Source organism: Mesorhizobium sp. B4-1-1, assembly GCF_006439375.1.
In the GTDB taxonomy this organism is placed as follows: domain Bacteria; phylum Pseudomonadota; class Alphaproteobacteria; order Rhizobiales; family Rhizobiaceae; genus Mesorhizobium.
On sequence record NZ_VFTH01000003.1, the window covers coordinates 53,463 to 75,398 of the forward strand.

General features: G+C 64.6%; 18 protein-coding genes. 11 read left to right on the forward strand and 7 right to left on the reverse strand.

Features of this window, described 5'->3' with window-relative positions; all coding sequences use genetic code 11:
- Positions 1-148: 148 nt before the first annotated feature.
- Positions 149-1,072, reverse strand: a complete 924-nt coding sequence (locus tag FJW10_RS04995) for an acetamidase/formamidase family protein (protein WP_140898857.1) — start codon at positions 1,070-1,072, stop codon at positions 149-151.
- Between the two features lie 225 nt (positions 1,073-1,297).
- Between FJW10_RS04995 and FJW10_RS05000 the strand changes: the two genes are divergently transcribed.
- Positions 1,298-3,010 (forward strand): HAD family hydrolase, encoded by a 1,713-nt coding sequence (locus FJW10_RS05000; RefSeq protein ID WP_140898859.1) that lies wholly within the window; start codon positions 1,298-1,300, stop codon positions 3,008-3,010.
- A gap of 30 nt (positions 3,011-3,040) precedes the next feature.
- Here FJW10_RS05000 and smc read toward each other — a convergent pair whose 3' ends face one another.
- The 3 genes from smc to FJW10_RS05015 form a co-directional block, all read right to left on the reverse strand.
- Positions 3,041-6,502, reverse strand: a complete 3,462-nt coding sequence (smc, locus tag FJW10_RS05005) for a chromosome segregation protein SMC (RefSeq protein ID WP_140898861.1) — start codon at positions 6,500-6,502, stop codon at positions 3,041-3,043.
- Positions 6,503-6,565: 63 nt separating this feature from the next.
- Positions 6,566-7,312: a DsbA family protein gene (locus FJW10_RS05010; protein ID WP_140898863.1), complete on the reverse strand. Its 747-nt coding sequence runs from the start codon at positions 7,310-7,312 to the stop codon at positions 6,566-6,568.
- A gap of 154 nt (positions 7,313-7,466) precedes the next feature.
- Positions 7,467-7,976, reverse strand: a complete 510-nt coding sequence (locus tag FJW10_RS05015) for a DUF721 domain-containing protein (protein ID WP_140835374.1) — start codon at positions 7,974-7,976, stop codon at positions 7,467-7,469.
- A 33-nt stretch (positions 7,977-8,009) separates the two neighbouring features.
- Here FJW10_RS05015 and mutY point away from each other — a divergent pair, with 33 nt between their 5' ends.
- Both mutY and FJW10_RS05025 read left to right on the forward strand, forming a co-directional pair.
- Positions 8,010-9,167 (forward strand): A/G-specific adenine glycosylase, encoded by a 1,158-nt coding sequence (gene mutY, locus FJW10_RS05020; protein ID WP_140898865.1) that lies wholly within the window; start codon positions 8,010-8,012, stop codon positions 9,165-9,167.
- The gene (locus FJW10_RS05025) at positions 9,164-9,775 is read left to right on the forward strand and encodes an HAD family phosphatase (protein WP_140898866.1); all 612 of its coding nucleotides are present in this window, start codon (positions 9,164-9,166) and stop codon (positions 9,773-9,775) included. Before mutY ends, FJW10_RS05025 begins: the two co-directional genes overlap by 4 nt.
- A gap of 101 nt (positions 9,776-9,876) precedes the next feature.
- On the opposite strand, the gene FJW10_RS05030 is transcribed toward FJW10_RS05025, so the two are convergent.
- Positions 9,877-11,010 carry a site-specific DNA-methyltransferase gene (locus FJW10_RS05030; RefSeq protein WP_140898868.1) on the reverse strand — a complete coding sequence of 378 codons (1,134 nt, stop codon included), beginning with the start codon at positions 11,008-11,010 and terminating at the stop codon, positions 9,877-9,879.
- Positions 11,011-11,180: 170 nt separating this feature from the next.
- Here FJW10_RS05030 and FJW10_RS05035 point away from each other — a divergent pair, with 170 nt between their 5' ends.
- Entirely contained in the window at positions 11,181-11,870 is a 690-nt protein-coding gene (locus FJW10_RS05035) for an HAD family phosphatase (protein WP_140835370.1), read from the forward strand.
- 1 nt (position 11,871) lies between these two features.
- Here the strand turns inward: FJW10_RS05035 and FJW10_RS05040 are convergent, their stop codons facing one another.
- The gene (locus tag FJW10_RS05040; protein ID WP_140898870.1) at positions 11,872-12,615 is read right to left on the reverse strand and encodes a hypothetical protein; all 744 of its coding nucleotides are present in this window, start codon (positions 12,613-12,615) and stop codon (positions 11,872-11,874) included.
- Positions 12,616-12,743: 128 nt separating this feature from the next.
- Between FJW10_RS05040 and thrC the strand changes: the two genes are divergently transcribed.
- The 4 genes from thrC to FJW10_RS05060 all read left to right on the forward strand — a co-directional run bounded on the left by thrC (position 12,744) and on the right by FJW10_RS05060 (position 19,055).
- A complete protein-coding gene (gene thrC / locus FJW10_RS05045) occupies positions 12,744-14,141 on the forward strand; it encodes a threonine synthase (RefSeq protein ID WP_140899312.1) in 1,398 nt (465 codons plus the stop codon).
- Positions 14,142-14,155: 14 nt separating this feature from the next.
- Positions 14,156-15,448 carry a pitrilysin family protein gene (locus tag FJW10_RS05050; protein ID WP_140898872.1) on the forward strand — a complete coding sequence of 431 codons (1,293 nt, stop codon included), beginning with the start codon at positions 14,156-14,158 and terminating at the stop codon, positions 15,446-15,448.
- 119 nt (positions 15,449-15,567) lie between these two features.
- A complete protein-coding gene (locus FJW10_RS05055) occupies positions 15,568-16,164 on the forward strand; it encodes a GNAT family protein (RefSeq protein WP_140835366.1) in 597 nt (198 codons plus the stop codon).
- A gap of 44 nt (positions 16,165-16,208) precedes the next feature.
- Positions 16,209-19,055, forward strand: coding sequence for an EAL domain-containing protein (locus FJW10_RS05060; protein WP_140835365.1), 2,847 nt, complete (start codon positions 16,209-16,211; stop codon positions 19,053-19,055).
- A 171-nt stretch (positions 19,056-19,226) separates the two neighbouring features.
- Here FJW10_RS05060 and FJW10_RS05065 read toward each other — a convergent pair whose 3' ends face one another.
- A complete protein-coding gene (locus FJW10_RS05065; protein WP_140898874.1) occupies positions 19,227-19,835 on the reverse strand; it encodes a YqgE/AlgH family protein in 609 nt (202 codons plus the stop codon).
- Positions 19,836-19,961: 126 nt separating this feature from the next.
- On the opposite strand from FJW10_RS05065, the gene FJW10_RS05070 reads away from it, so the two are divergent.
- From FJW10_RS05070 to FJW10_RS05080, 3 genes are all read left to right on the forward strand, one after another.
- Complete coding sequence (locus FJW10_RS05070; RefSeq protein WP_140898875.1) at positions 19,962-20,768, forward strand: protein-disulfide reductase DsbD domain-containing protein; 807 nt, start codon at positions 19,962-19,964, stop codon at positions 20,766-20,768.
- An 85-nt stretch (positions 20,769-20,853) separates the two neighbouring features.
- On the forward strand, positions 20,854-21,336 hold the full coding sequence (locus tag FJW10_RS05075) for a peroxiredoxin (RefSeq protein WP_140898877.1): 483 nt from the start codon (positions 20,854-20,856) through the stop codon (positions 21,334-21,336).
- A gap of 121 nt (positions 21,337-21,457) precedes the next feature.
- Positions 21,458-21,934, forward strand: coding sequence for a DUF2938 domain-containing protein (locus FJW10_RS05080; protein ID WP_140835361.1), 477 nt, complete (start codon positions 21,458-21,460; stop codon positions 21,932-21,934).
- The last annotated feature ends 2 nt before the right edge of the window (positions 21,935-21,936 follow it).

A 21,936-nucleotide genomic window follows, 5' to 3' on the forward strand; every position in this document is an offset into this window, starting at 1 on the left:
GGCCAGTTAGACGGATGCAAATGGTTGTCACGGGCGCGGTGGCTTGGGCTCGTGCGTTTCACCGTTTCACGGAAACGGCGCCCTACCTCTTTGTCTTGACGCAATTGCGAACGGAAAACCGCTCACATTTTTCCTGGAATTGCTCTCGTCAGCCGGTAGAGGACGGTTTCGGAAGCCATCGCTTTTCGATCAGGCAAACCATCGTATAGGCAGGGTCAAAAACGTTTCCGACGTGATACCGGACAACCTGTCCCATCAGATGCGATGCGGCAGCGGCGGACAAGCCATGGTCACTTGTCAACCAGTTGAACATATCCGTTGTCGCGTGCTGGAGGGCCTGATCAAGCGGACGAGCATTGCCAACAGAGAAAATGTGGGTCTCGTTCTCGCCGCGAGGCCATGTCAATTGTCTGTTTTTTTCCACAGTCAAGCGAAGCTCAACTTCAAAGCAGGTTTCGATCCCGGTTCCAACGATCTCCCCATCGCCCTGCGCCGCATGGCAATCGCCCGCGAAGAAGAGCGCACCCTCTACGGCAACGGGGAACCAAACGGTCGCGCCGGGCCGAAACCCGCGGTAATCCATGTTCCCGCCATTTTCTGCACTGGTCGCGGTGGAGAAAGCCTGGCCCAGCGATGGCGCCACGCCGAAGCAGCCGATCATCGGCTCGACCGGCAAAATGAAGTGCTCGAGGCCTGGCGGCGGTTCCCGCAACACCACAGTTCGCGATTCCAGGTCGATCTGCCAAGTGACTTCGTCCCTTGCAGGCAGCCCACGAGCAGCCTCCGGGTCGACAACGTTTGCAGCCAGTGAGGAGATCGTCCAGCCGGAAGAGCGGATCGGATCCATGCGCAGGATCTCCACACGCAGCGCGTCGCCAGGTTCGGCCCCGGTCACGAAGACCGGACCGTTCATCGGGTTCGGCCCTCGTGCCCGCTGCACGCCGTTCTTGTCGAAGCCCTGAGCGTCGAGCGTTTCCGTCGTCACGACATCGCCGGATGCAATTGTGAGCGCCGGCTCGATCGTACCGAGGACATTGTGCCAAGTGGTGTTGCTAAGTTTGTGCGTCGCCATCAGATCGCAGTAACGAAGGCGTCGACGTACGGCAAGTGGGCGGATTGAGCTCTTCGTGGCCGATCCCTTAGCATGGGCGAGTTCACCGCTGGGATGCGCGATGGCCTGGCGCCGGCCCGAGAAATCCAGTGCTCAACCTAAACCTTTTCCGCCTCCAGGCGTTGTTGTCCGCCGAGCCGGATTCACCCGGCGGGCGCGAAAACAGCCGGCGGAGAGGTTCAACCGATGTATTTCATGGCGTTGGCCACCGATTATGACGGCACGCTGGCGCATGATGGGCTGGTCACGGCCAGCACGATCTCGGCGCTGGAAAAGCTGAAGAAATCGGGGCGCAAGCTCATCCTGGTCACCGGCCGCGAACTGCCTGATCTCAAGGAGGTTTTTCCCGAACTTTTCCTGTTTGACAAGGTCGTCGCCGAAAACGGCGCGCTGATCTACACGCCGGCCAGCGAGGAAGAGCGTACGATCTCGCCCTCGCCTTCCATCGATCTCATCGACGGGCTCAAGAAGCGCGGCGTGAAGCCGCTGTCGGTCGGCCGCTCGATCGTCGCCACCTGGGAGCCGCATCAGGCGACGGTGCTCGACGTCATCAAGAAGCTCGGGCTGGAGTTGGAGATCATCTTCAACAAGGGCGCGGTGATGATCCTGCCCTCGGGCATCAACAAGGCAACCGGACTGGCGGCCGCGCTCGAGGACCTGAAGCTGTCGCCGCATAATGTCGTGGCCGTCGGCGACGCGGAGAACGACCACGCTTTCCTCAGGGCCTCGGGCTGCAGCGTCGCGGTCGCCAACGCGCTGCCCGCGGTCAAGGAAACCGCCGACCTCGTCACCAAGGCGCCGCGCGGCAAAGGCGTCGAGGAACTGATCCGCAAGCTGACCAAGCGCGATTATCCGCTGACCAAAAAGCGCTCGCGCGGCGTGTTGCTCGGGACCTCACGCGGCAAGGACATCTACTTGTCGCCGATGGAAACAGTGCTGATCGCCGGCAGCTCGGGCATCGGCAAATCGACCTTGGCCACGGCGCTCACCGAGCGGCTGGTCGAAAAAGGTCTGCAATTCTGCATTTTCGACCCCGAGGGCGACTATGACGGACTGAAAGGCGCGGTGCCACTCGGCAACGGCTCGACCGCGCCGAACAAGGAACAATTGCTGGAATTGATCGAGAAACCGCAGACCAATGTCGTGGTCAACGGCCTGGCGCTGAAGGTCGATGAGCGTCCCGATTTCTTCGCCGAATTGCTGCCCGGCCTCGGCAATGTCCGCTATCGCACGGCAAGGCCGCACTGGCTGATCATTGACGAGGCGCATCATTTGATGCCCAAGCGACGCGGAGATACGCGCGCGGTGCTTTCGATCGAGCTGCCTGGCACCGTGCTGATCACCGTCCACCCCGAAGCAATCTCCACCGATGCGTTGCGGCTGGTAACGGCGGTGATCGCGCTCGGGCCCAACGCAAAGGACGTGATCAGGACCTTCTGCAAGGAAACGGGGCTCAAGGCGCCGAAGGACATTCCTCTGCCCAAGGGCGACCGCGTGCTGTTCTGGCGGCCGCATGACGGCAAGAAGCCGTTCACGGTCAAGGCGGTCGAGCCAGAGCAGTCGCTGAAGCGCCACAGCCGCAAATATGCCGAAGGCGAGCTCGACGAGGCGGGCAGCTTCTATTTCATCGGGCCGAAGAAGGCGATGAAGCTCAGAGCCCACAATCTCATCATCTTCGCCCAGATGGCGGAAGGTATCGACGACAAGACTTGGGAATACCACCTGCGCGCCGGCGACTATTCCAAATGGTTCCGCCAGCAGATCAGGGACAAGGAGCTCGCCAACGAAACGGCAGACGTGGAGAAGAACAAGGCGTTGTCGGCCGACGAGAGCCGCAAGCTGGTGATCGACGCCGTGCGCCGCCGCTATACGGCGCCGGCGACTGCTCCGGAGAACTAGATTGGTTCGTTGAACGTGAAAAAGGCGAGCTCAGCTCGCCTCGCGCATCGCCTCGGCGGCCTGCAGGTCGACCGAGACCAGCTGGCTGACGCCTTGCTCGGCCATGGTGACACCGAACAGCCGGTCCATGCGCGCCATGGTGATGGGGTTGTGGGTGATGATGACGAAGCGGGTTTCGGTGGTCTTCGACATCTCGTCCATCAAATTGCAGAAGCGCTCGACATTGTGGTCGTCGAGCGGCGCGTCGACCTCGTCGAGCACGCAGATCGGCGCGGGATTGGTGAGGAACACGGCGAAGATCAGCGACATCGCCGTCAGCGCCTGCTCGCCGCCGGAAAGCAGCGTCATGGTCTGCGGCTTCTTGCCGGGCGGACGGGCGAGGATTTCCAGCCCCGCCTCCAGCGGATCCTCGGACTCGATCAACTGCAGCTCGGCCGTGCCGCCGCCGAACAGATGCGAGAACAGCCGCTGGAAATGGCCGTTGACCACTTCGAAGGCCGACAGCAGCCGCTCGCGGCCCTCGCGGTTGAGGCTCTGGATCGCCTGGCGCAGTTTTCTGATCGCCTCGATGATGTCCTCGCGCTCGGAAACGATGGTCTCCAGCCGCTCCGACAATTCCTTCTGCTCTTCCTCGGCGCGCAGGTTGACGGCGCCGAGCCGCTCGCGCTCGATCTTCAATCGGTCGAGCTGGCGTTCGATCTCGGCCATGTCGGGCATCGGGTCGTCGGCTTCGAGACCGGTATGCTTGATGACCAGATGCGGCGGCGTGTTGAGCGCTTCCTGGATGCGCGCCTCGACCTCGGCGCGGCGCTCATCGGCCGCGGTGAGCCGCTCCTCGGCGCGGACGCGGGTTTCGCGCGATTCGGCGAGCGACTGGATGGCGGCGGTCGCCGCCTTGTCGAGCTCGGCCTGCTTGTTCTCCGCCTCCTGCAGGCGGTCGCTCGCCGCCTGGCGCAGCGCCTCGGCCTCGGACAGCTGCGTCAGCAGGGCGCGGCGCTTGGCGTCGATCTCGTCCGGCGCGTCGGCCAGCCTTTCGCGTTCGGCCTCGGCTTCGGCCTTGCGCTCGCCAAGGGCCGCGATCTGCGTCGATGCGTTTTCGGCGCGCTCCAGCCAGTTCTTGCGCTCGGCGCCGATGGCGTCCAGCCGGCGCATGCGTGCCTCGGCTTCGCGCCGCAGCCCTTCATGCACGGCGCGCGCGTCGGCGAGCGTGGCGCGGTCGCGCGAGACGTTGGCGGAGGCCTGTTCGAGCTGCAATTGCAGGTCGCCAAGATCGGGCGCGTCCTGCAACATCGCCTCGGCTTCGAGGAAAGCGGCCTGCGTCTCCTCATGGCTGTCGACGATGCGGGCACGGGCTTCGTCCAAGGCCGCGCGCCGGCTCAACAGCTCGCCGCCGGCCTTCTCGGCCTCAGCCAGCGCGTTGCGGGCGGCGTCCAGCGCATGCTGGGCGTCTCGGCCGGCCTGGCGCGCATTGCGCTCGGCATCGCTTGCCTGGCGCATCGCCTGCTCGGCATGCGCCAACGCCTCCTCGGCCCCGCGCACCACGCGCGTCGCCTGCACGGCTTCGGCGTCGAGCTCTGCCAGGCGGTTCTTCTGCGCCAGCCGCAACGCAGCGGCGGTCGGAGCGTCGGCGCTCGCGGTCAAGCCGTCCCAGCGCCAGAGCGCGCCATCGCGGCTGACTAGCCGCTGGCCGGGGGCCAGAAGCGCCTGCAACCGGCGACCGTCGGTGGCGTCGACGATGCCGATCTGCGCGAGGCGGCGGGCAAGTTGCGCCGGCGCGTGCACGACGCTGGCCAGGCTCTTGACGCCTTCGGGCAGCGACGCATCGCCGGGCTGGACCGCGCTTTCGCCCCAATGCACCGGAGCGCTGCGGTCGAGCGGAACATCGAGGTCCTCGCCAAGGGCCGCGCCAAGCGCGGTTTCGTAGCCGCGCTCGACACTGATCTGCTCCAGCACCGAAGGGAAAAGATCTCCCCCGCTGGTGGCGTTGAGGATCTTCGCCAGCGTGCGCGCTTCCGTCTCGATGCGCGCCAGTTCCGCCCTTGCATCCTGCAGCGGCGGCCTTGCGGCGCTTTCAGCAGTGCGGGCCTCGGCGACGGCCTGCTCGGCGGCGATGGCGGCGGCCTCGCCCTCTTCCAGCCGGGCAAGCGCATCCTCGACCAGAAGCCGCTTCTCGGCCGGATCGGGCAGGCCGGAAATGCGCGCGACGATGTCGGAAAGCTCGCGGTCGACCTCGGCGAGCTGGCGGGCGAAGCGGTCGCGACGCTCGGCGGTCTCGCGCAGCGAGCGTTCGATCTGGTGGCGCGAGGCGGCCGCCTCGGCGCGTTCGGCGGTCAGCGCGGCAAGTTTTGCTTCGCTCTGCGAGAGCGTCGCGCCGGCCTGCTCGAAGGCGGCGCGCGTGGTCGCCTCGCGCTCGGCGGCACCGGCGTTTTCCGAATTGAGCTCGGCTTCCTCGGTGCGCAGGCGCTCCAGGATGTCGGCATTGTCGCGCACCATCCGCTCCTCGCGGGCGATGTCGGCGTCGAGCTGCTGCAGGCGGCGTTCGAGCTCGGTCTGGCGGGCGCGGATGCGGCCGGCCTCTTCCTCGATCTGGGTCTTGGCGATCGACAGGCGCTGAAAGGCCGCGGCAGCGGCGGCTTCGGCGTCGCGCAGGTCCGGCAGCCGGTGCGCGGCGATGCCCTGCTCCCTGGCCGCCGCCATCTGGGCCGCGGCGCGGTCGCCGACCAGCGTGGTGGCGACGGCAAGCGCGGAACGCGCCTCGCCTTCCTGGGTTTTTGCCAGCGTCCAGCGCAGATGCAGCAGCGTCGCTTCGGCCTTGCGGATATCGGCCGAAAGGTTCTTGAAGCGCGAGGCCTGGCGCGCCTGGCGCTTCAGACTCTCGATCTGGCCTTCCAGCTCGCCGACGACGTCGTCCAGCCGCTCGAGGTTCTGCTCGGCCGCCTTGAGCCGAAGCTCGGCCTCATGCCGGCGCGTGTGCAGGCCGGAGATGCCGGCGGCTTCTTCGAGCAGGGCGCGGCGGGCCTGCGGCTTGGCCTGGATCAGCTCGCCGATGCGGCCTTGGCCGACCATGGAGGGCGACCGGGCGCCGGTCGACTGGTCGGCGAACAGAAGCTGCACGTCCTTGGCGCGCGCTTCCTTGCCGTTGATGCGGTAGAGCGAGCCCGCTTCGCGCTCGATGCGGCGCGACACCTGCAGTTCATCGGCGTCGTTGAACGCGGAAGGCGCGGTGCGGTCGGTATTGTCGAGGAAAAGCGTGACTTCGGCGGTGTTGCGCGCGGGGCGCGCACCGGAGCCTGAGAAGATCACGTCGTCCATGCCGGACGCGCGCATGTTCTTGTAGGAGCTTTCGCCCATCACCCAGCGCAAAGCTTCGACGAGGTTCGACTTGCCGCAGCCGTTCGGCCCGACAATGCCGGTCAGCCCGCGTTCGATGACGAACTCGCCGGGCTCGACGAAGGATTTGAAACCGAGGAGGCGAAGGCGCGAAAATTTCATTCGCGCCGCCCAACACTACAGGCGTGCGCGCCGAAGCCGGACCGCTTCGGCGCGGCCTGGATGTCAGAGCAGAGGGTCGATGATGGCCGACATTTCCTCAATCGACATCGCCCCTTTGTAGGTCTTTCCGTTGATGAAGAAGGTCGGCGTCGAGTCGACCTTGAACTCGTCCGCTCCGCGTTTCTGGACTGCTCTCACATCGTCCAGAAGTTTCTGGTCCGTCAAGCAGGACTCAAAGGACTCCTGTGTAAAACCGGCCAGCTTGGAGATCTGCAGTAGCGCTTCCTTGGTGTTGTTGACGCCGACCCAGCTCGGCTGCTGCTTGAACAGCACGTCGACCATGGCGAAGTAATTGTCCTTCGAGCAGCGCGCCAGCATGAAGCCGGCCTCGGCGCTCGGGTCGAACGGGAATTCGCGCAGAATGTAACGGACCTTGCCAGTGTCGATGTATTTCGACTTCAACTGTGGGAAGGTGGTGTCGTTGAAATGCGCGCAATGCGGGCAGGTCATCGACGCGTATTCGACGATGGAGACCTTGGCGTCGTCCTTGCCGAGCTGCTTGTCGGGCAGCGCGCCGGGCTTGAGCAGTTCCGTCATGTCCACGGTGCCCTGCGCCTCGGGCACCTGGACCGCCGCCGGCGTGGCGGCCGGCTTGGCAGGCGTCGACGGGTTGGCCGGCTTCACATCGGCTGCCTTCGCCTCCTCGCCGGAGTCGCTGCATGCGGCAAGCAGCGCCACCGCAGGAACAGCAGCCAGCGCGGTCAGAAGGTTTCTGCGAGACAAGCTTTTGCCAGACGGGGCACGGTTCATGCGAATCACCTGATATCGGTTGGATTTTGCAATGCAAGGGCTAGAAAAGGCGAGAGTTGGCGCGAATTAAGGCATCGCGATCCCCAATCCAATCGCGAAACTTGATTATAAGCATCACGAATGCGCGAGATTGGTGACGCATTCATGACATTTCTTACGACCCTTTGGGCTTCCTTTCACCCATAATCGTGGCGCCGAGACGCTCCAGCGAAGCGCGCAGGCCGTCATCCTCGATCTTGCCGACCAGATGCGAAAGCTTCGACTTCTCCGCCTCGCTCAGAGGGCGCGGCGCCGGCTTCGGCCGCGCCTTTTGCGAAAGCACCGGTTTTTGCAGAATCTTGATGCGGCCGACCGCGTTGAAACCCAGGAAGGCATTGACGCGGTTGATCACCTCGCCGGCCTCGTGCTGGAGATGCAACGCCGCCATGCCTTCGCAGGCGATGATCAAGGTCGCCGGCTCGAACGGATCGTCCTCGTGCAAGCGGCGCGGCCACTGAATCTTCTCCGGCCGCGAGTGGGCGGCCAGGCGCGGCCCGGCGATCTCTTCCCAGGACTGCACCAGCCCGATCGAGATGCCGGCGCGCTTCTTCAGCACCGGATCGAGTATCTCGGTGGCGAGATCGCTTACCGGAACGGGATTGCCGAAGCGCCTTTTCCCTGCCATGTGCGTTCTCCAGTTCCCCAGCTCATCCGATCAATGGCACCGCTCGATCAGACCCGCAAGGCATCACAGAAGGCCGCATCCGGCGATATCGGATCCGGAGATACCAGCAAGGCTGGATCCCCGGATATCGCCTGCCGCCTGCTTGCCTGGTATGACGCGCATCACCGCGACCTGCCCTGGCGCGTCACGCCCGCTGCGTTTGCGCGCGGCGTAAGGGCCGATCCCTATCGCGTGTGGATGTCCGAGGTGATGCTGCAACAGACCACGGTCGAGGCGGTGAAAGCCTATTTCCGCAATTTCGTCGAGAAATGGCCGACGGTCGAGGCGCTGGCGGCGGCGCCCGCAGAGGATGTGATGAAGGCCTGGGCCGGGCTCGGCTATTATTCCAGGGCGCGCAACCTCAAAGCCTGCGCCGACCTCGTGGCGCTGCGGGGCGGCCGCTTTCCCGACACCGAGGCGGGCCTGCGCGAATTGCCGGGAATTGGCGCCTATACCGCGGCGGCGATCGCGGCGATCGCCTTCGACCGGCCGGCGGCGGTCGTCGACGGCAATGTCGAGCGGGTCGTGACCCGACTCTATTCGATCGGAGCGCCGCTCAGCGAAGCCAAGCCGCAAATCCGTGCGCTGGTCGAAAAACTGGTGCCGCAGACGCGGCCCGGGGACTTCGCCCAGGCGATGATGGATCTCGGCGCGACGATCTGCACGCCGAAGCGGCCGCGCTGCATGCTCTGCCCGATCCGCGAGGATTGCAGCGCCATTCTCACGGGCGATCCGGAGCGCTTTCCGGTTCGCCTGCCCAAGGACGACAAGCCGCTGCGCAAGGGTGCCGCCTTCGTCGTCCAGCGCGACGACGGCGCCATCCTCTTGCGCAAGCGGCCCGAGAAGGGCTTGCTCGGCGGTATGACCGAGGTGCCGACCACGGGCTGGACAGCGCGGGTCGACGGCGCCACGACGGCCGAGGCCGCGCCGTTTCCCGCCGATTGGCGCCGCGCCGGGCAGATCGGGCACGTCTTCACCCATTTCGCGCTCGAACTCGATGTCTTCCATGCCCACATCAAGGGCGATGCGCCGGCAGGCCATTTCTGGTCGCTGGCCCGCGAAATTTCCGGGGAAGCGCTGCCCACCGTCATGAAGAAGGTGATCGAGGCGGCGATACCGGGCGCGACCAAGAGACCGAAAGGCCCGCAATGACCGAAATCCGCCATATCGTGTTCGACATCGGCAAGGTGCTGATCCACTACGATCCGAATATCCCGTTCAGCCGCCTCATTCCGGATGCCGACGAGCGGAAGTGGTTCTTCGACAATGTCTGCACCAGCGAGTGGAACATCGAGCAGGATCGCGGCCGCACATGGGAAGATGCCGAGGCGCTGCTGATTGCCGAGCATCCCGATCACGCCGAGAACATCCGTAACTTCCGCCGCCATTGGCACGAGATGGTGCCGCATGCCTATGACGAAAGCGTCGCCATCATGCTCGGCCTAATCGAGCGCGGCCACGATGTGACCATGCTGACCAACTTCGCCGCCGATACGCTTGCCGAAGCGCGGCAGCGTTTCGACTTTCTCAACCGGCCGCGCGGCGTGACCGTGTCAGCCGACATCCGGCAGATCAAGCCGGACCGCGCCATCTATGATCATCACGTGACCGCGTTCGGTCTCGATCCATCGGCCACGCTGTTCATCGACGACAGCCAGAAGAATGTCGACGGCGCCAGGGCCGCCGGCTGGCAGTCGGTGCTGTTCACCGACGCCAGGATGCTTAAATCAGACCTTCAGCGGTTCGGGATTGCGACCTGAACTGAATCGCTTGCAGCGATCCGTTGAAGTCTCGATTCAAGGGCGGTTCAACGCAATTCCGGACGGAAAGCCGCTCGGCACTTTCCTGGAATTGCTGTGATTCAGGCCCCTGCCCGCTCCATGCCGAGGCGGGCGATGCGGCGCAATTCGTCGATCGGGGTCAGGCCGCCGCTGCGCTCATAGTGCCAGAAGGTCCAGCCGTTGCAGGCATCCAGCCCCTGCACTTCGGCGCCGATCTTGTGGATCGAGCCGGCGCTGTCGCCGATCGCCAGCGTGCCGTCGGCGCGCACCTTGGCCGCCCAGCGCTTCTTGGCGTCGTAGAGCGTGGCGCCCGGCGTCACCAGGCCGTTGTCGATCAGGCTGATGAAGGCGACGCGCGGCTCGGCACGCTTGCCCGAAAGCACGGTGAGATCTGCGCCTTCCAGCGGGCGTACAGCGGCGATGCGGTCGTTGGCGGCGTCGATATAGGCCTGCTCGCGCTCGATACCGACGAAGTGGCGGCCAAGCCGCTTGGCGACGGCGCCGGTGGTGCCGGAACCGAAGAAGGGGTCGAGCACGACGTCGCCCGGCTTGGTCGAGGCCATCATGATACGGGCAAGCAGCGCTTCCGGCTTCTGCGTCGGATGCAGCTTGTTGCCGTTCTCGTCCTTCAGCCGCTCGCCGCCGGTGCAGATCGGGAACAGCCAGTCGGAGCGCATCTGCAGATCGTCGTTCGAGGCCTTCAGCGCTTCGTAATTGAAGGTGTAGCTCTTGGCCTTCTGGTCGCGCGAGGCCCAGATCATCGTCTCATGCGCGTTCTGGAAGCGGCGGCCGCGAAAATTCGGCATCGGGTTGGTCTTGCGCCAGACGATGTCGTTGAGGATCCAGAAACCGAGATCCTGCAAGCGGGCGCCGACGCGGAAAATGTTGTGATAGGAGCCGATGACCCAGATGGTGCCGCTGGGCTTCAGCACGCGCCGCGCCGCGAGCAGCCACGCTCGGGTGAAGGCGTCATAGGCCTCGAAACTCTCGAACTGGTCCCAGTCGTCGTCGACGGCGTCGACCTTGGACTGGTCGGGCCGGCGCAGGTCGCCGTCGAGCTGCAGATTGTAGGGCGGGTCGGCGAAGATGATGTCGACCGATTTTTCCGGCAGCTTGTCCAGCGCGGCGACGCAGTCGCCCTTCAGGATCGTGTCCAGCCATTCGGACTGCTGGGGAGATTGGGAAAGCTCGTCGATAAGACGCACGGCAGACATCAAAACACCCAAAAGAACGCGTTACGGTTTTACTCTCCGTTATGGTTACCGATCAGCGTAAACATTCGGTGAAGGCTCGCGGACCGACTGCGAAGGTTTGCGCGGACCGGCCCATTGGTGTATGCCGCGCCGCTTGAGCCGTCAGGCCCTCCCCAACGACGCGGATTGCGATGCCCCAGCCAGATCTTGTCATCTTCGATTGCGACGGCGTGCTCGTCGATTCTGAAATTCTCGCCGCGCGCGTCGAGGCCGAGCTTCTGACATCGGCCGGATTCGAGATTTCGGCGGAAGAGATTTTCGAGACCTACGCCGGGCTGACCTTCAAGGACATCATGCTGCGGCTCGAGGAGAAGTCCGAGATCCCGTTCCAGGCCTCGCTGATCGACCGCGCCGAGGAACTGGTCGACCGCAAGCTGCGCGCAGACGTGCGCATCATCGAGGGCGCCCGCGAGGCGGTAGCCGCGGTCAGCGCGCCGCGCGCCGTCTGCTCCAATTCGCGCACCGAACGGGTCGAATTCATGCTGGAGAAGGTGCGGCTGCTGCCGTTCTTCGCCGGCCGCATCTTTTCGGGGCTGGACATTCCCAGCAAGAAGACCAAGCCGGCGCCGGACGTGTTCCTCTACGCCGCCGAACACCTCGGCGCCAACCCGAAGAACACCTTCGTCATCGAGGATTCCGTGCATGGCATCGCCGGCGCCAGGGCGGCCGGCATGCGCGTCATCGGCTTCACCGGCGCGGGACACAGCTATCCGGGCCATGCCGATGCGCTGACCGAGGCCGGCGCCGAGACGGTCATCCGGCGCTGGGCGGAACTGAACGGCACCATCGCCGCGCTGTCGGAGTGGTCCGAGGACGCCTAGGCTAGTTCGTGGCCGGAGTGCGCTTCTTCCCCTTGCCCTTGGGCTTTTCGGCGGCCGAAGCCGGTGTGCTCTCGTCATAGCCGGCATAGGCCTGATAGTCGCGCGCGGAAGGCTCCGGCACCACGACATTGCTGTCGACAAAGACAAACTGGGTAGCGGCCGAAGGGTCGGCGACCTGCACCTGGTACTGATGCAACTGCGAATAAAGCACCTCGTCGCCTCGCTGAACCGCGATGCGGATCGGCATGGTGACGGTGCCGGGTGTGAAGACTGGCCCCGGCACGACCTTGCCGGCGATGGCGATCTTCATCGACATCTGGCCATTGGCGTGGGTGCAATCGCGCGTCACATCGGTGATCGAGGCCTGGTAGATGATCTTCGACGGATCGTGAGCGGGATCGATGGGCTGGCCGTTGGCGCCGGTCTGGGCGGCAGCAGCTGCCGCCTCGGCCTCGGCTTGCGCCACGGGGTCAAGCTTCTTTTTCTTGGGCTTAGCCGTTGCGCCCTTGGCATAGGTGTTGAAATAGGCGGTGCCATCGCGCAGCGTCACTTTCGGGCAATAGGCGCGCAACTGGCTGGCGAGGATCTTGGGATCCTGCGGCGGCGGCGGTGCGGCCGGATCCTTCTTAGTGAGGCCGAAGTTAAGAATGCCATTGTCGCTCGATTGGCAGCCGGCGGCGGCAAGCATAAAGCCGGTGAGCGCCAGACCCGCGACAAAACGACGGTTGACCGAATAAAACGCCATGAAACTGCACTTCCCTCTCACAAAGCCGGTGACGTATAGCAACCGCGCGGCAAAAATGCGACTGAGCCGGCTCGGAAAATTAACCAATTCCCGTGGATGACGCGACCGGCAGCAATGGGCCTTTGACGATGCAATATGTGAGTACCCGCGGGGATGCGCCCGCGCTAGGATTTTCCGACGCGGTGCTGGCCGGCCTGGCGCGCGACGGCGGGCTTTACGTGCCGCGTGAGTGGCCGCAATTTTCGGCCGACGACATCCGCGCCATGCGCGGGCTTGCCTATCCCGACCTTGCCATCCGCGTGCTGACACCGTTCCTCGGCGGCGAGATCGCGACGCCCGTCTTCGAGCGGCTGGTGCGGGAGGCTTATGCGACTTTCCGGCATGAGGCCGTCTGCCCGCTGGTGCAGACCGGGAAAAACACCTTCATCCTCGAGCTGTTCCACGGCCCGACGCTGGCCTTCAAGGACGTGGCGATGCAGTTGCTGGCGCGACTGATGGACCATGCGCTTGCCGAACGCGGCCAGCGCGCCACCATCGTCGGCGCGACCTCTGGCGACACCGGCGGTGCCGCGATCGATGCCTTCGCCGGCCGAGACCGCACCGACATCTTCATCCTTTTCCCGCACGGCAAGGTCTCGCCAGTGCAGCAGCGGCAGATGACGACGTCGAGCGCGGCAAACGTCCATGCGCTGTCGGTCGAAGGCAATTTCGACGATTGCCAGGGCCTGGTGAAGGATATGTTCAACGACCACGCCTTTCGCGACCAGGTGTCGCTGTCGGGCGTCAATTCGATCAACTGGGCCCGCATTATGGCCCAGATTGTCTATTATTTCTCGTCGGCCCTGTCGCTTGGCGCGCCGGACCGGCCGGTTTCCTTCACCGTGCCGACCGGCAATTTCGGCGATATTTTCGCCGGTTACGCAGCCAAGCGCATGGGCTTGCCGATCGAGCGGCTGATCATCGCCACCAACGATAACGATATCCTGGCGCGCACATTGGCGAGCGGCGAATACCGTACCAAGGGCGTGTTCGCCACGACCTCGCCATCGATGGACATCCAGGTGTCTTCGAATTTCGAGCGGCTGCTGTTCGAGGCGGCCGGTCGCGACGCCGAGACGGTCAGGCGCTATATGAACGGCCTGAAGCAGTCGGGCGCCTTCACCATCGAGGAAGGCCAGCTCAAGCGCATCCGCGCCGAATTCGACGCCGGCCGCGCCAGCGTCGACGAGGTCGCCGCCACCATCCGCGCGACGCTGGAGGCGAGCAACTACCTGCTCGATCCGCACACGGCCGCCGCCGTTCATGTCGCCGCCGCCCAGAACTCCGGCGCGGTGCCCATGGTGGTGCTCGGCACCGCGCACCCGGCGAAATTCCCGGCAGCGGTCGAGGCAGCGAGCGGCGTCACCCCTGCCCTGCCCGCATGGCTAGGCGGCTTGATGACAGCCGACGAAAAATACACGATACTTCCATCCGACTTGAAAATGGTGGAAGATTATGTGAACCGCCACTCGCGGGCGGCGCGTTAGGGAGTACTTGCCATATGGGTGTTGAGGTAAGCCGTCTGTCGAACGGCCTGACAGTCGCCACCGAAACCCTTCCAAGCATCGAATCAGTTGCCCTCGGGGCCTGGGTCAAGTCAGGCGCCCGCAACGAGCGCGACGAAGAGCATGGCATGGCCCATCTGCTCGAGCACATGGCGTTCAAGGGCACCAAGCGCCGCAGCGCCTTCGAAATCGCCTCGGAAATCGAGAATGTCGGCGGCGAGATCAACGCCGCCACCAGCGTCGAGACGACGTCCTACTATGCAAGAGTGTTGTCCGGCGACGTGCCGCTGGCGGTCGATATCCTGGCCGACATCCTGCAGGAGTCCGAATTCGATCCGGAGGAGCTGGAGCGCGAGCAGCATGTGATCCTGCAGGAGATCGGCGCCGCGCACGACACGCCCGACGACATCGTCTTCGACCGTTTCACCGAAACGGCTTTCCGCCACCAGACCATCGGCCGCTCGATCCTGGGCACGCCTGAGACGGTCAAATCCTTCACTTCCAAGCAACTGCACGACTTCATCGAGCGGCAATATGACGCCGAGCGGATGGTCATCGTGGCCGCCGGCGACGTCAAGCACGACAATTTCGTGCGCGAGGTCGAGAAGCGGCTCGGCGGCTTCCGCTCCAAGGCAGCCGGCAACATCCCGCAATACGCGCAATATGTCGGTGGCGACTTCCGCGAGGACCGCGACCTGATGGACGCGCAGATCGTGCTCGGCTTCGAGGGCCGCGCCTACCACGTGCGCGATTTCTACGCCTCGCAGGTGCTGTCGATGATCCTGGGCGGCGGCATGTCGTCGAGGCTGTTCCAGGAGGTGCGCGAAAAGCGCGGCCTCTGCTACTCGGTCTATGCCTTCCACTGGGGTTTTTCCGACACCGGCATCTTCGGCGTGCATGCCGCGACCGGCCAGAGCGACATCGCCAAGCTGGTGCCGGTGATCATCGGCGAGTTGCAGAAGGCCGGCGAAAACATCCTGCAGGAAGAACTCGACCGGGCCCGGGCGCAATACCGCGCCGGCCTCATCATGTCGGCCGAAAGCCCGGCCAGCCGGGCCTCGCAGATCGCAAGGCAACTGCTGTTGTTCGGACGGCCGATCGCCAAGGAGGAATTGATGGAGCGGCTTTCGGCGCTGACCGTCGAGCGGCTGACCGACCTCTCCTCGCGGCTGTTCTCGACCAAGCCGACGCTTACCGCGGTCGGCCCCGTGGGCACGCTTGCGCCCTACGAGGCGATCCTCGAATCGCTTGCGGGCCCGCAGACGACGGCCCGCCGGCTCGCCGTCTGACCCCTAAGCAGGTTCCGCAAAAGTGTCCCACGGTTTTGCGATCAGAGCCTGCGAAAAACCAGGGAATCTAAGTAGATATTCGTGGGGCATCCCACGAATATTCGCTTAGAACCAGCGCCGTGTTCGCGCTCCCTTTCTTTCGCCGCGACCTGCCGGCACTGAGGGGCGACAAGGTCACGTTGCGCGTGCCCTTGACCAACGACTACCGGGAATGGGCGGCGGTGCGCGGCGAAAGCCGCGCCTTCCTCGAGCCCTGGGAGCCGCGCTGGCAGCCGGACGAGCTCGACCGCACCGCGTGGCGCCTGCGCATCAGCCGTTACCGCGAGGACTACGCGCAAGGCACGGCGATCGCCTTCTTCATCTTCGAGAAATCGAGCGGCAAGCTTGCCGGCGGCATCACGCTCGGCAACATCCGCCATGGCGTCGCCCAGAGCGGCCATATCGGCTACTGGATCGGCGAACGATTCGGCGGACGAGGCCTGATGACCGAGGCGGCCAAGCTCGTCTCGCGCTTCGCCTTCGATACGCTGCGGTTGCACCGGATCGAAGCTGCCTGTATTCCCGAAAACGCCCGGTCGATCCGCGTGCTTGAAAAAGCCGGATTCCGGCGCGAAGGACTTCTGCGATCCTATCTCAGGATCAACGGCATCTGGCAGGATCACTACCTCTACGCCCGGATCGCGGACGATCCGCCGGGCGATGGAACGAAGGGCTGACTGTGACGAATTTTCCGCGATTAGCGTCGCTGTTCGCCCTCATCATGACGGTCGTCGTCACGCTTTTTTCGGCCATGCCGGCTTTCGCCGTCGAGCCGATCAAGATCGCGCGCGACGACAAGGCGCTCGACCTGTCCGGCGCCGTGGAAATCTACCGGAACCAGGGCGAGAATTTCCAGGTCTCGACCGCGCCCGGCCCCGACGGCATCGTGCGGCGCATCGAGGTGGAGGCCAATGACGCGCGCTCGAGCGGCGACTGGGCCGTGTTCGCGCTCGCCAACACCACCGACCAGCAGCTCGACCGGCTGATCGTCGCGCCGCATTTCCGCCTGGTGAATTCCGGCATCTTCTGGCCCGACCTCGGCTCGACCCGCATCGCCGCGATCACGCCCAGCGAGGGTTTCGCGCTCGACCGCCAGACCAGCCCGGACGCCGACGTGTTCCGGGTGACGCTGAACCCCGGAACGGTGGTGACCTTCATCGCCGAGCTCGCCTCGCCGAAACTGCCGCAGGTCTATCTCTGGGAGCCGGATTCCTACAAGGACTCGGTCAATTCCTACACGCTGTTCCGCGGCATCGTCATCGGCATTTCGGGGCTTCTTGCGCTGTTCCTGACGATCCTGTTCGTGGTCAAGGGAACCTCGATGTTTCCGGCGACCGCGGCGCTCGCCTGGGCGGTGCTGGCCTATATCTGCGTCGACTTCGGCTTCCTCAACAAGATCATCGAGATATCGCCCGGCAACGAGCAGATATGGCGGGCCGGCACGGAGGTCGCGCTGGCCGCTACCTTCGTGGTGTTCCTGTTCGCCTATCTCAACCTCAACCGCTGGCACGGCCATTTCAGCTATGGCGCGCTGGTCTGGATCTTCGGACTGCTGTTGATCGCGGGCGTGGCCATCGTCGATCCGGCGGTCGCCGCCGGCATTGCCCGCATCTCGTTCGCCGCCACCGCGCTCACCGGTCTCGGCCTCATCATCTTCCTCGGCATTCGCGGCTATGACCGCGCCATCATGCTGGTGCCGAGCTGGGTGATGGTGCTCCTATGGCTATGCGGGTCGTGGATGGCGATCACCGGCATGCTGGACAACGACATCGCCCAGCCGGCGCTTGGCGGCGGGCTGATCCTGATCATCCTCTTGATCGGCTTCACCGTCATGCAGCACGCCTTTGCCGGCGGCGCGCTGCACCAGGGCCTGTTCTCCGACCTCGAGCGGCAGGCGCTCGCCGTCGCCGGCTCGGGCGACATTGTCTGGGACTGGGATGTGCTGCGCGACCGGGTGGTGACCAAGCCGGACATCAGCCTGCAGCTCGGTCTTGCGCCCAACAGCCTTGGCGGTGCGGCGCGCAACTGGCTGCCGGTGCTGCATGCCGACGACCGCGACACGTTCCGCACCACGCTCGACGTGGTGCTGGAGCATCGCCGCGGCAAGGTGGCGCAGAACTTCCGCCTGCGCGGCGCCGACGGCCACTACCACTGGTTCTCGCTGCGCGCCCGCCCGGTTATTGGCTCCGACGGCGAGGTGATCCGCTGCGTCGGCACCATGGTCGACGTCACCGAACAGAAGAAATCCGAGGAAAGGCTGCTGCACGATGCCGTGCACGACAACCTGACCGGCCTGCCGAACCGCGAATTGTTCATGAACCGGCTGGAAGCGATCATCTCGATCGCCCGCACCGAGGAGAAGGTGCGCCCCACGGTCTTCATCATCGACATCGACCGCTTCAAGCAGGTCAATGACGGTCTTGGAATTTCGGCCGGCGACACCATTCTGCTCACCGTCGCGCGCCGGCTGCACCGGATCTTGAAGCCGAAGGATTCGCTGTCGCGCTTTGCCGGCGACCAGTTCGCGCTGATGCTGCTTTCGGAGCAGGACCCTGCCCGCATCGCGGCAATCGCCGACGCCATCAAGCACGCAATCAACAACCCGATCACCTTCGCCAAGCGCGAGATCGTGCTGACCGCCTCGATCGGCCTGATCACCTGGACGACGGCGCAGACCTCGGCCGAGGACATGGTCAAGGACGCCGAGCTTGCAATGCACCAGGCCAAGCGCTTCGGCGGCGACAGGATCGAACCGTTCCGGCCCGCCTTCCGCACCGTCGGCACCGACCGGCTGCAATTCGAATCCGACCTTCGCCGCGCCATCGAGCGGCGCGAGTTCACGCTTGCCTACCAGCCGATCGTGCGACTGGAGGACGGCAGCGTCGCCGGCTTCGAGGCGCTGCTTCGGTGGGACCACCCGCGCCGCGGCATGATCCCGCCGGGGGACTTCATCCCGGTGGCCGAAAATTGCGGACTGATCGTGCAGCTCGGCCTGTTCGCCATGCAGCAGGCGGCCGAGGATCTCGCGGGCTGGCAGAAGCAGATCGGCGACGCGCCGCTCTCGGTCTCGGTCAATTTGTCGAGCCGCCAGCTCATCCGCCGTGACCTCGTCAGCGACGTCCGCTCCGTCATCGCGCGTGCCAATCTGAAGCCGCGCTGCTTCCGGCTGGAACTCACCGAATCGCTGGTTATGGACAATCCCGAGCAGACCGCGCATGTGCTGAGCAAGCTGAAGCAGCTCGGCATCGGGCTGTCGCTCGACGATTTCGGCACCGGCTATTCCTCGCTTTCCTATCTGACGCGCTTCCCCTTCGACACGATCAAGATCGACAAGAGCTTCGTCGACGACGCCACGCCGAAGCGCGCGGTGCTGCTCAAATCCATGGTCAACATGGCGCATGAGCTCGGGCTTTCGGTCGTGGCGGAAGGCATTTCGGACGAAAGCGACGCGCTGGAGCTGCGCCAGATGGGCTGCGAATATGTCCAGAGCTTCATGTTCGGCGCGCCGATGCCCGGCGACCAGGTGCTGAAGACGCTGAAGGAGCAGTATCCGTTGACCCAAGCGTAGAGGCCGTTTCGCTTCGTCATCCTCGGGCTTGACCCGAGGATCCATGCCATGACGTTAAGGCATTGAAAACGGCGCAGAATTCCGCACCGTAGCACTCTATGGTCGATGTAACGGCCCAGGTCTCCGCGACGGAGCTACGCTCCTGCTTCGCCCTACCGCGAGCGTTGGGCTTCAGGCGTGTCCCGCGGCGGCGCTGAGATGAGCAAGATCGATACCGATCGAGGCAAGGATACGGTCGTATTTGCGCTCGATGTCGGTGTCGAAGAGAAGCTCGGGCGTCGCCGGACAGGTGAGCCAACCGTTCTCGGCGATCTCGGTTTCGAGCTGGCCGGCGCCCCAGCCGGAATAGCCGAGCGCCATCAGCGCGCGGCGCGGGCCGCGGCCGGTCGAGATGGCGCGCAGGATGTCGACGGTTGCCGTCAGGCAGACGTCGTCGGAGACGTTGAGCGAGGATTCCACGCGATAGTCGCCCGAATGCAGCACGAAGCCGCGGCTGCGGTCGACGGGCCCGCCGTTGCGCACGACGAAATCACGCGTATGCGCCGGCAGGCGGATCGCTTCCTGCTCGTTCATGATGCCGAGCTGCACAAGCAGGTCCGGAAACAGCATCTGCTGCGTCTGGTTGATGATCAGGCCCATTGCGCCCTCGTCGCTGTGGGCGCAGATGTAGATGACGGAGCGCGCGAAACGGTCGTCCTTCATGCCAGGCATGGCAATCAGGAACTGGTCGTCGAGGAAACCGCGTCCGGCGGCCGACTTCTTGTGGCGCAGCAAGTCCATGGCTTGAGCGTAACGCGTTTCGGCAGCGCCGAAAAGATGGTGCCAGTCCCCGATGTAACGCAAATATGATACCGGGAGAGCGATGAAGTCATTGCGCGGCCAAGAACGGACGGTCAAATCACCGCCATGCGATACATGAAAATATTGGTTCTCGGCGTCGTTTTCGGGTGGACCGCGAGCCTCCCGGCCGAGGCCTCCTCCTCGATCTGGTACAACAGTGAAGGCGGCAAGGTTCGGCTGGTGACCACCGGCAAGCCCGACGAGGCCGGCAAGATCCACGGCGTGCTCGATATCGCGCTGAAGCCAGGCTGGAAGACCTATTGGCGCGATCCGGGCGACGCCGGCGTGCCGCCGCAGCTCGACATATCCGGCAGCACCAACATCGCCGACGCCCAATTGTCGTTCCCGCCGCCGCAGCGGCATGACGACGGCTACGGCAAATGGGCCGGCTACGACCGTCCGGTATCGCTGCCGGTGACCTTCACGCTGTCTTCGCCAGACCAGCCGGCGACCATCGACGCCCATGTCTTCCTCGGCATCTGCGAGACGATCTGCATTCCGGTGCAGACCCGCCTCAGCGTCGATCCGGGGGCCGATCCCGACAACGCCACCGACGCCGCATTGGTGAAAACCGCGCTCGCGACGTTGCCCTCTCCGGCCCGGTCCGACTTCGGCGTCAGCGTGCTGCCCGGCGACCACGAAACGCTTGTCGTCCAGGCGCAGTCGCCAGGCGATCCGGAATCCGCCGACTTCTTCATCGCCGGCGAGCGGGACTACATGTTCGGCGCGCCGGTGCGCAGCGAGAAGGACGGCAAGCTCGTCTTCACCGTGCCGATCCTCGACCGGCCGTCGGCGACGCCGACCGATGGTGGGCTCTATTACACGCTGACCAGCGCCGAGGGTTCGGTGGACGGGCTGCTGCCTTTCCCTTGATCCAGCATTTGGTCAGCGGTTGCGGGAAATCGTCCGGTCCGATATCGAAGGCATCGATCCTTCCCATCCCCCAAGCGAGGCTCCCATGACCATTGCGGTTGGCGAAAAACTGCCCGAAACCACCTTCAAGATGATGACCGCGGACGGCGCGAAGCCGATCACCGGCGACGAGATCTTTGCCGGCAAGAAGGTCGTGCTGTTCGGCGTCCCCGGCGCCTTCACGCCGACCTGCAGCAACAACCACCTGCCGGGCTATCTGGAAAATCATGACGCTATTCTTGCGCGCGGCGTCGACACTATCGCCGTCGTTTCGGTCAATGACGTGCATGTCATGGGCGCCTGGGCGCGTTTCACCGGCGGCGAAGGCAAGATCCTCTACCTCGCCGACGGCAGCGGCGATTTCGCCAAGTCGGTCGGGCTCGACAACGATCTTTCCGCAGCCGGCATGGGTCTGCGCTCCAAGCGGTTTTCGATGATCGTCGACGACGGCAAGGTCGTCGCGATCAACGTCGAAACCAAGCCGGGCGTCGACGAGAGCGGCGCGGCAAAAATCCTCGAGCAGCTCTAGATCAGGATGACGTTTCGTTGACCCGTCATCCTGATCTCACTCTTTGTTGGAGCATGATCTTGTCCGAAAACCGGTTCTTACTTTTTGCGTGCGCTGACCTCCGGTTCGGGATCATGCTCTGATGCTCGACACAATCTGGCGCGCGGTGGCGATCGGCATCGGCGCCACGGTGTTCATGGATATCTGGGCGATCGTCCTCAACAAGGCGATCGGCCAGCCTTTGCCCAATTGGGGCATGGTCGGACGCTGGGTTCGGCATCTGCCCGAGAAGGTTTTCCACGACGATATCGGCAAGGCCGCGCCCTATGCGCATGAAAAGGCGCTGGGCTGGGTTTTTCACTACCTGGTCGGCATCCTTTACGGCGTAATCCTTGTGGCGTTGGTGGGCGCGGGCTGGCTGGCGGTGCCGACCTTCCTGCCGGCCTTCATCCTCGGCATCGTCACCGTCGGGGCCGGCTGGTTCCTGCTGGCGCCCGGCATGGGCGCCGGCTGGGCAGCATCCAAGCTCCCCAATCCGACGAAGGTGCGTGCGCTCAACCTCGTGGCGCACACGGTGTTCGCGCTCGGCATGTTCTCGACGGCGCTGCTGATACGGTGATT

Coding starts and splice junctions, on each gene's coding strand:
- FJW10_RS04995 (WP_140898857.1), bottom strand. CDS start 1,072: ATGGCGACGCACAAACTTAGCAACACCACTTGGCACAATGTCCTCGGT.
- FJW10_RS05000 (WP_140898859.1), top strand. CDS start 1,298: ATGTATTTCATGGCGTTGGCCACCGATTATGACGGCACGCTGGCGCAT.
- smc (WP_140898861.1), bottom strand. CDS start 6,502: ATGAAATTTTCGCGCCTTCGCCTCCTCGGTTTCAAATCCTTCGTCGAG.
- FJW10_RS05010 (WP_140898863.1), bottom strand. CDS start 7,312: ATGAACCGTGCCCCGTCTGGCAAAAGCTTGTCTCGCAGAAACCTTCTG.
- FJW10_RS05015 (WP_140835374.1), bottom strand. CDS start 7,976: ATGGCAGGGAAAAGGCGCTTCGGCAATCCCGTTCCGGTAAGCGATCTC.
- mutY (WP_140898865.1), top strand. CDS start 8,010: ATGGCACCGCTCGATCAGACCCGCAAGGCATCACAGAAGGCCGCATCC.
- FJW10_RS05025 (WP_140898866.1), top strand. CDS start 9,164: ATGACCGAAATCCGCCATATCGTGTTCGACATCGGCAAGGTGCTGATC.
- FJW10_RS05030 (WP_140898868.1), bottom strand. CDS start 11,010: ATGTCTGCCGTGCGTCTTATCGACGAGCTTTCCCAATCTCCCCAGCAG.
- FJW10_RS05035 (WP_140835370.1), top strand. CDS start 11,181: ATGCCCCAGCCAGATCTTGTCATCTTCGATTGCGACGGCGTGCTCGTC.
- FJW10_RS05040 (WP_140898870.1), bottom strand. CDS start 12,615: ATGGCGTTTTATTCGGTCAACCGTCGTTTTGTCGCGGGTCTGGCGCTC.
- thrC (WP_140899312.1), top strand. CDS start 12,744: ATGCAATATGTGAGTACCCGCGGGGATGCGCCCGCGCTAGGATTTTCC.
- FJW10_RS05050 (WP_140898872.1), top strand. CDS start 14,156: ATGGGTGTTGAGGTAAGCCGTCTGTCGAACGGCCTGACAGTCGCCACC.
- FJW10_RS05060 (WP_140835365.1), top strand. CDS start 16,209: ATGACGGTCGTCGTCACGCTTTTTTCGGCCATGCCGGCTTTCGCCGTC.
- FJW10_RS05065 (WP_140898874.1), bottom strand. CDS start 19,835: ATGGACTTGCTGCGCCACAAGAAGTCGGCCGCCGGACGCGGTTTCCTC.
- FJW10_RS05070 (WP_140898875.1), top strand. CDS start 19,962: ATGCGATACATGAAAATATTGGTTCTCGGCGTCGTTTTCGGGTGGACC.
- FJW10_RS05075 (WP_140898877.1), top strand. CDS start 20,854: ATGACCATTGCGGTTGGCGAAAAACTGCCCGAAACCACCTTCAAGATG.
- FJW10_RS05080 (WP_140835361.1), top strand. CDS start 21,458: ATGCTCGACACAATCTGGCGCGCGGTGGCGATCGGCATCGGCGCCACG.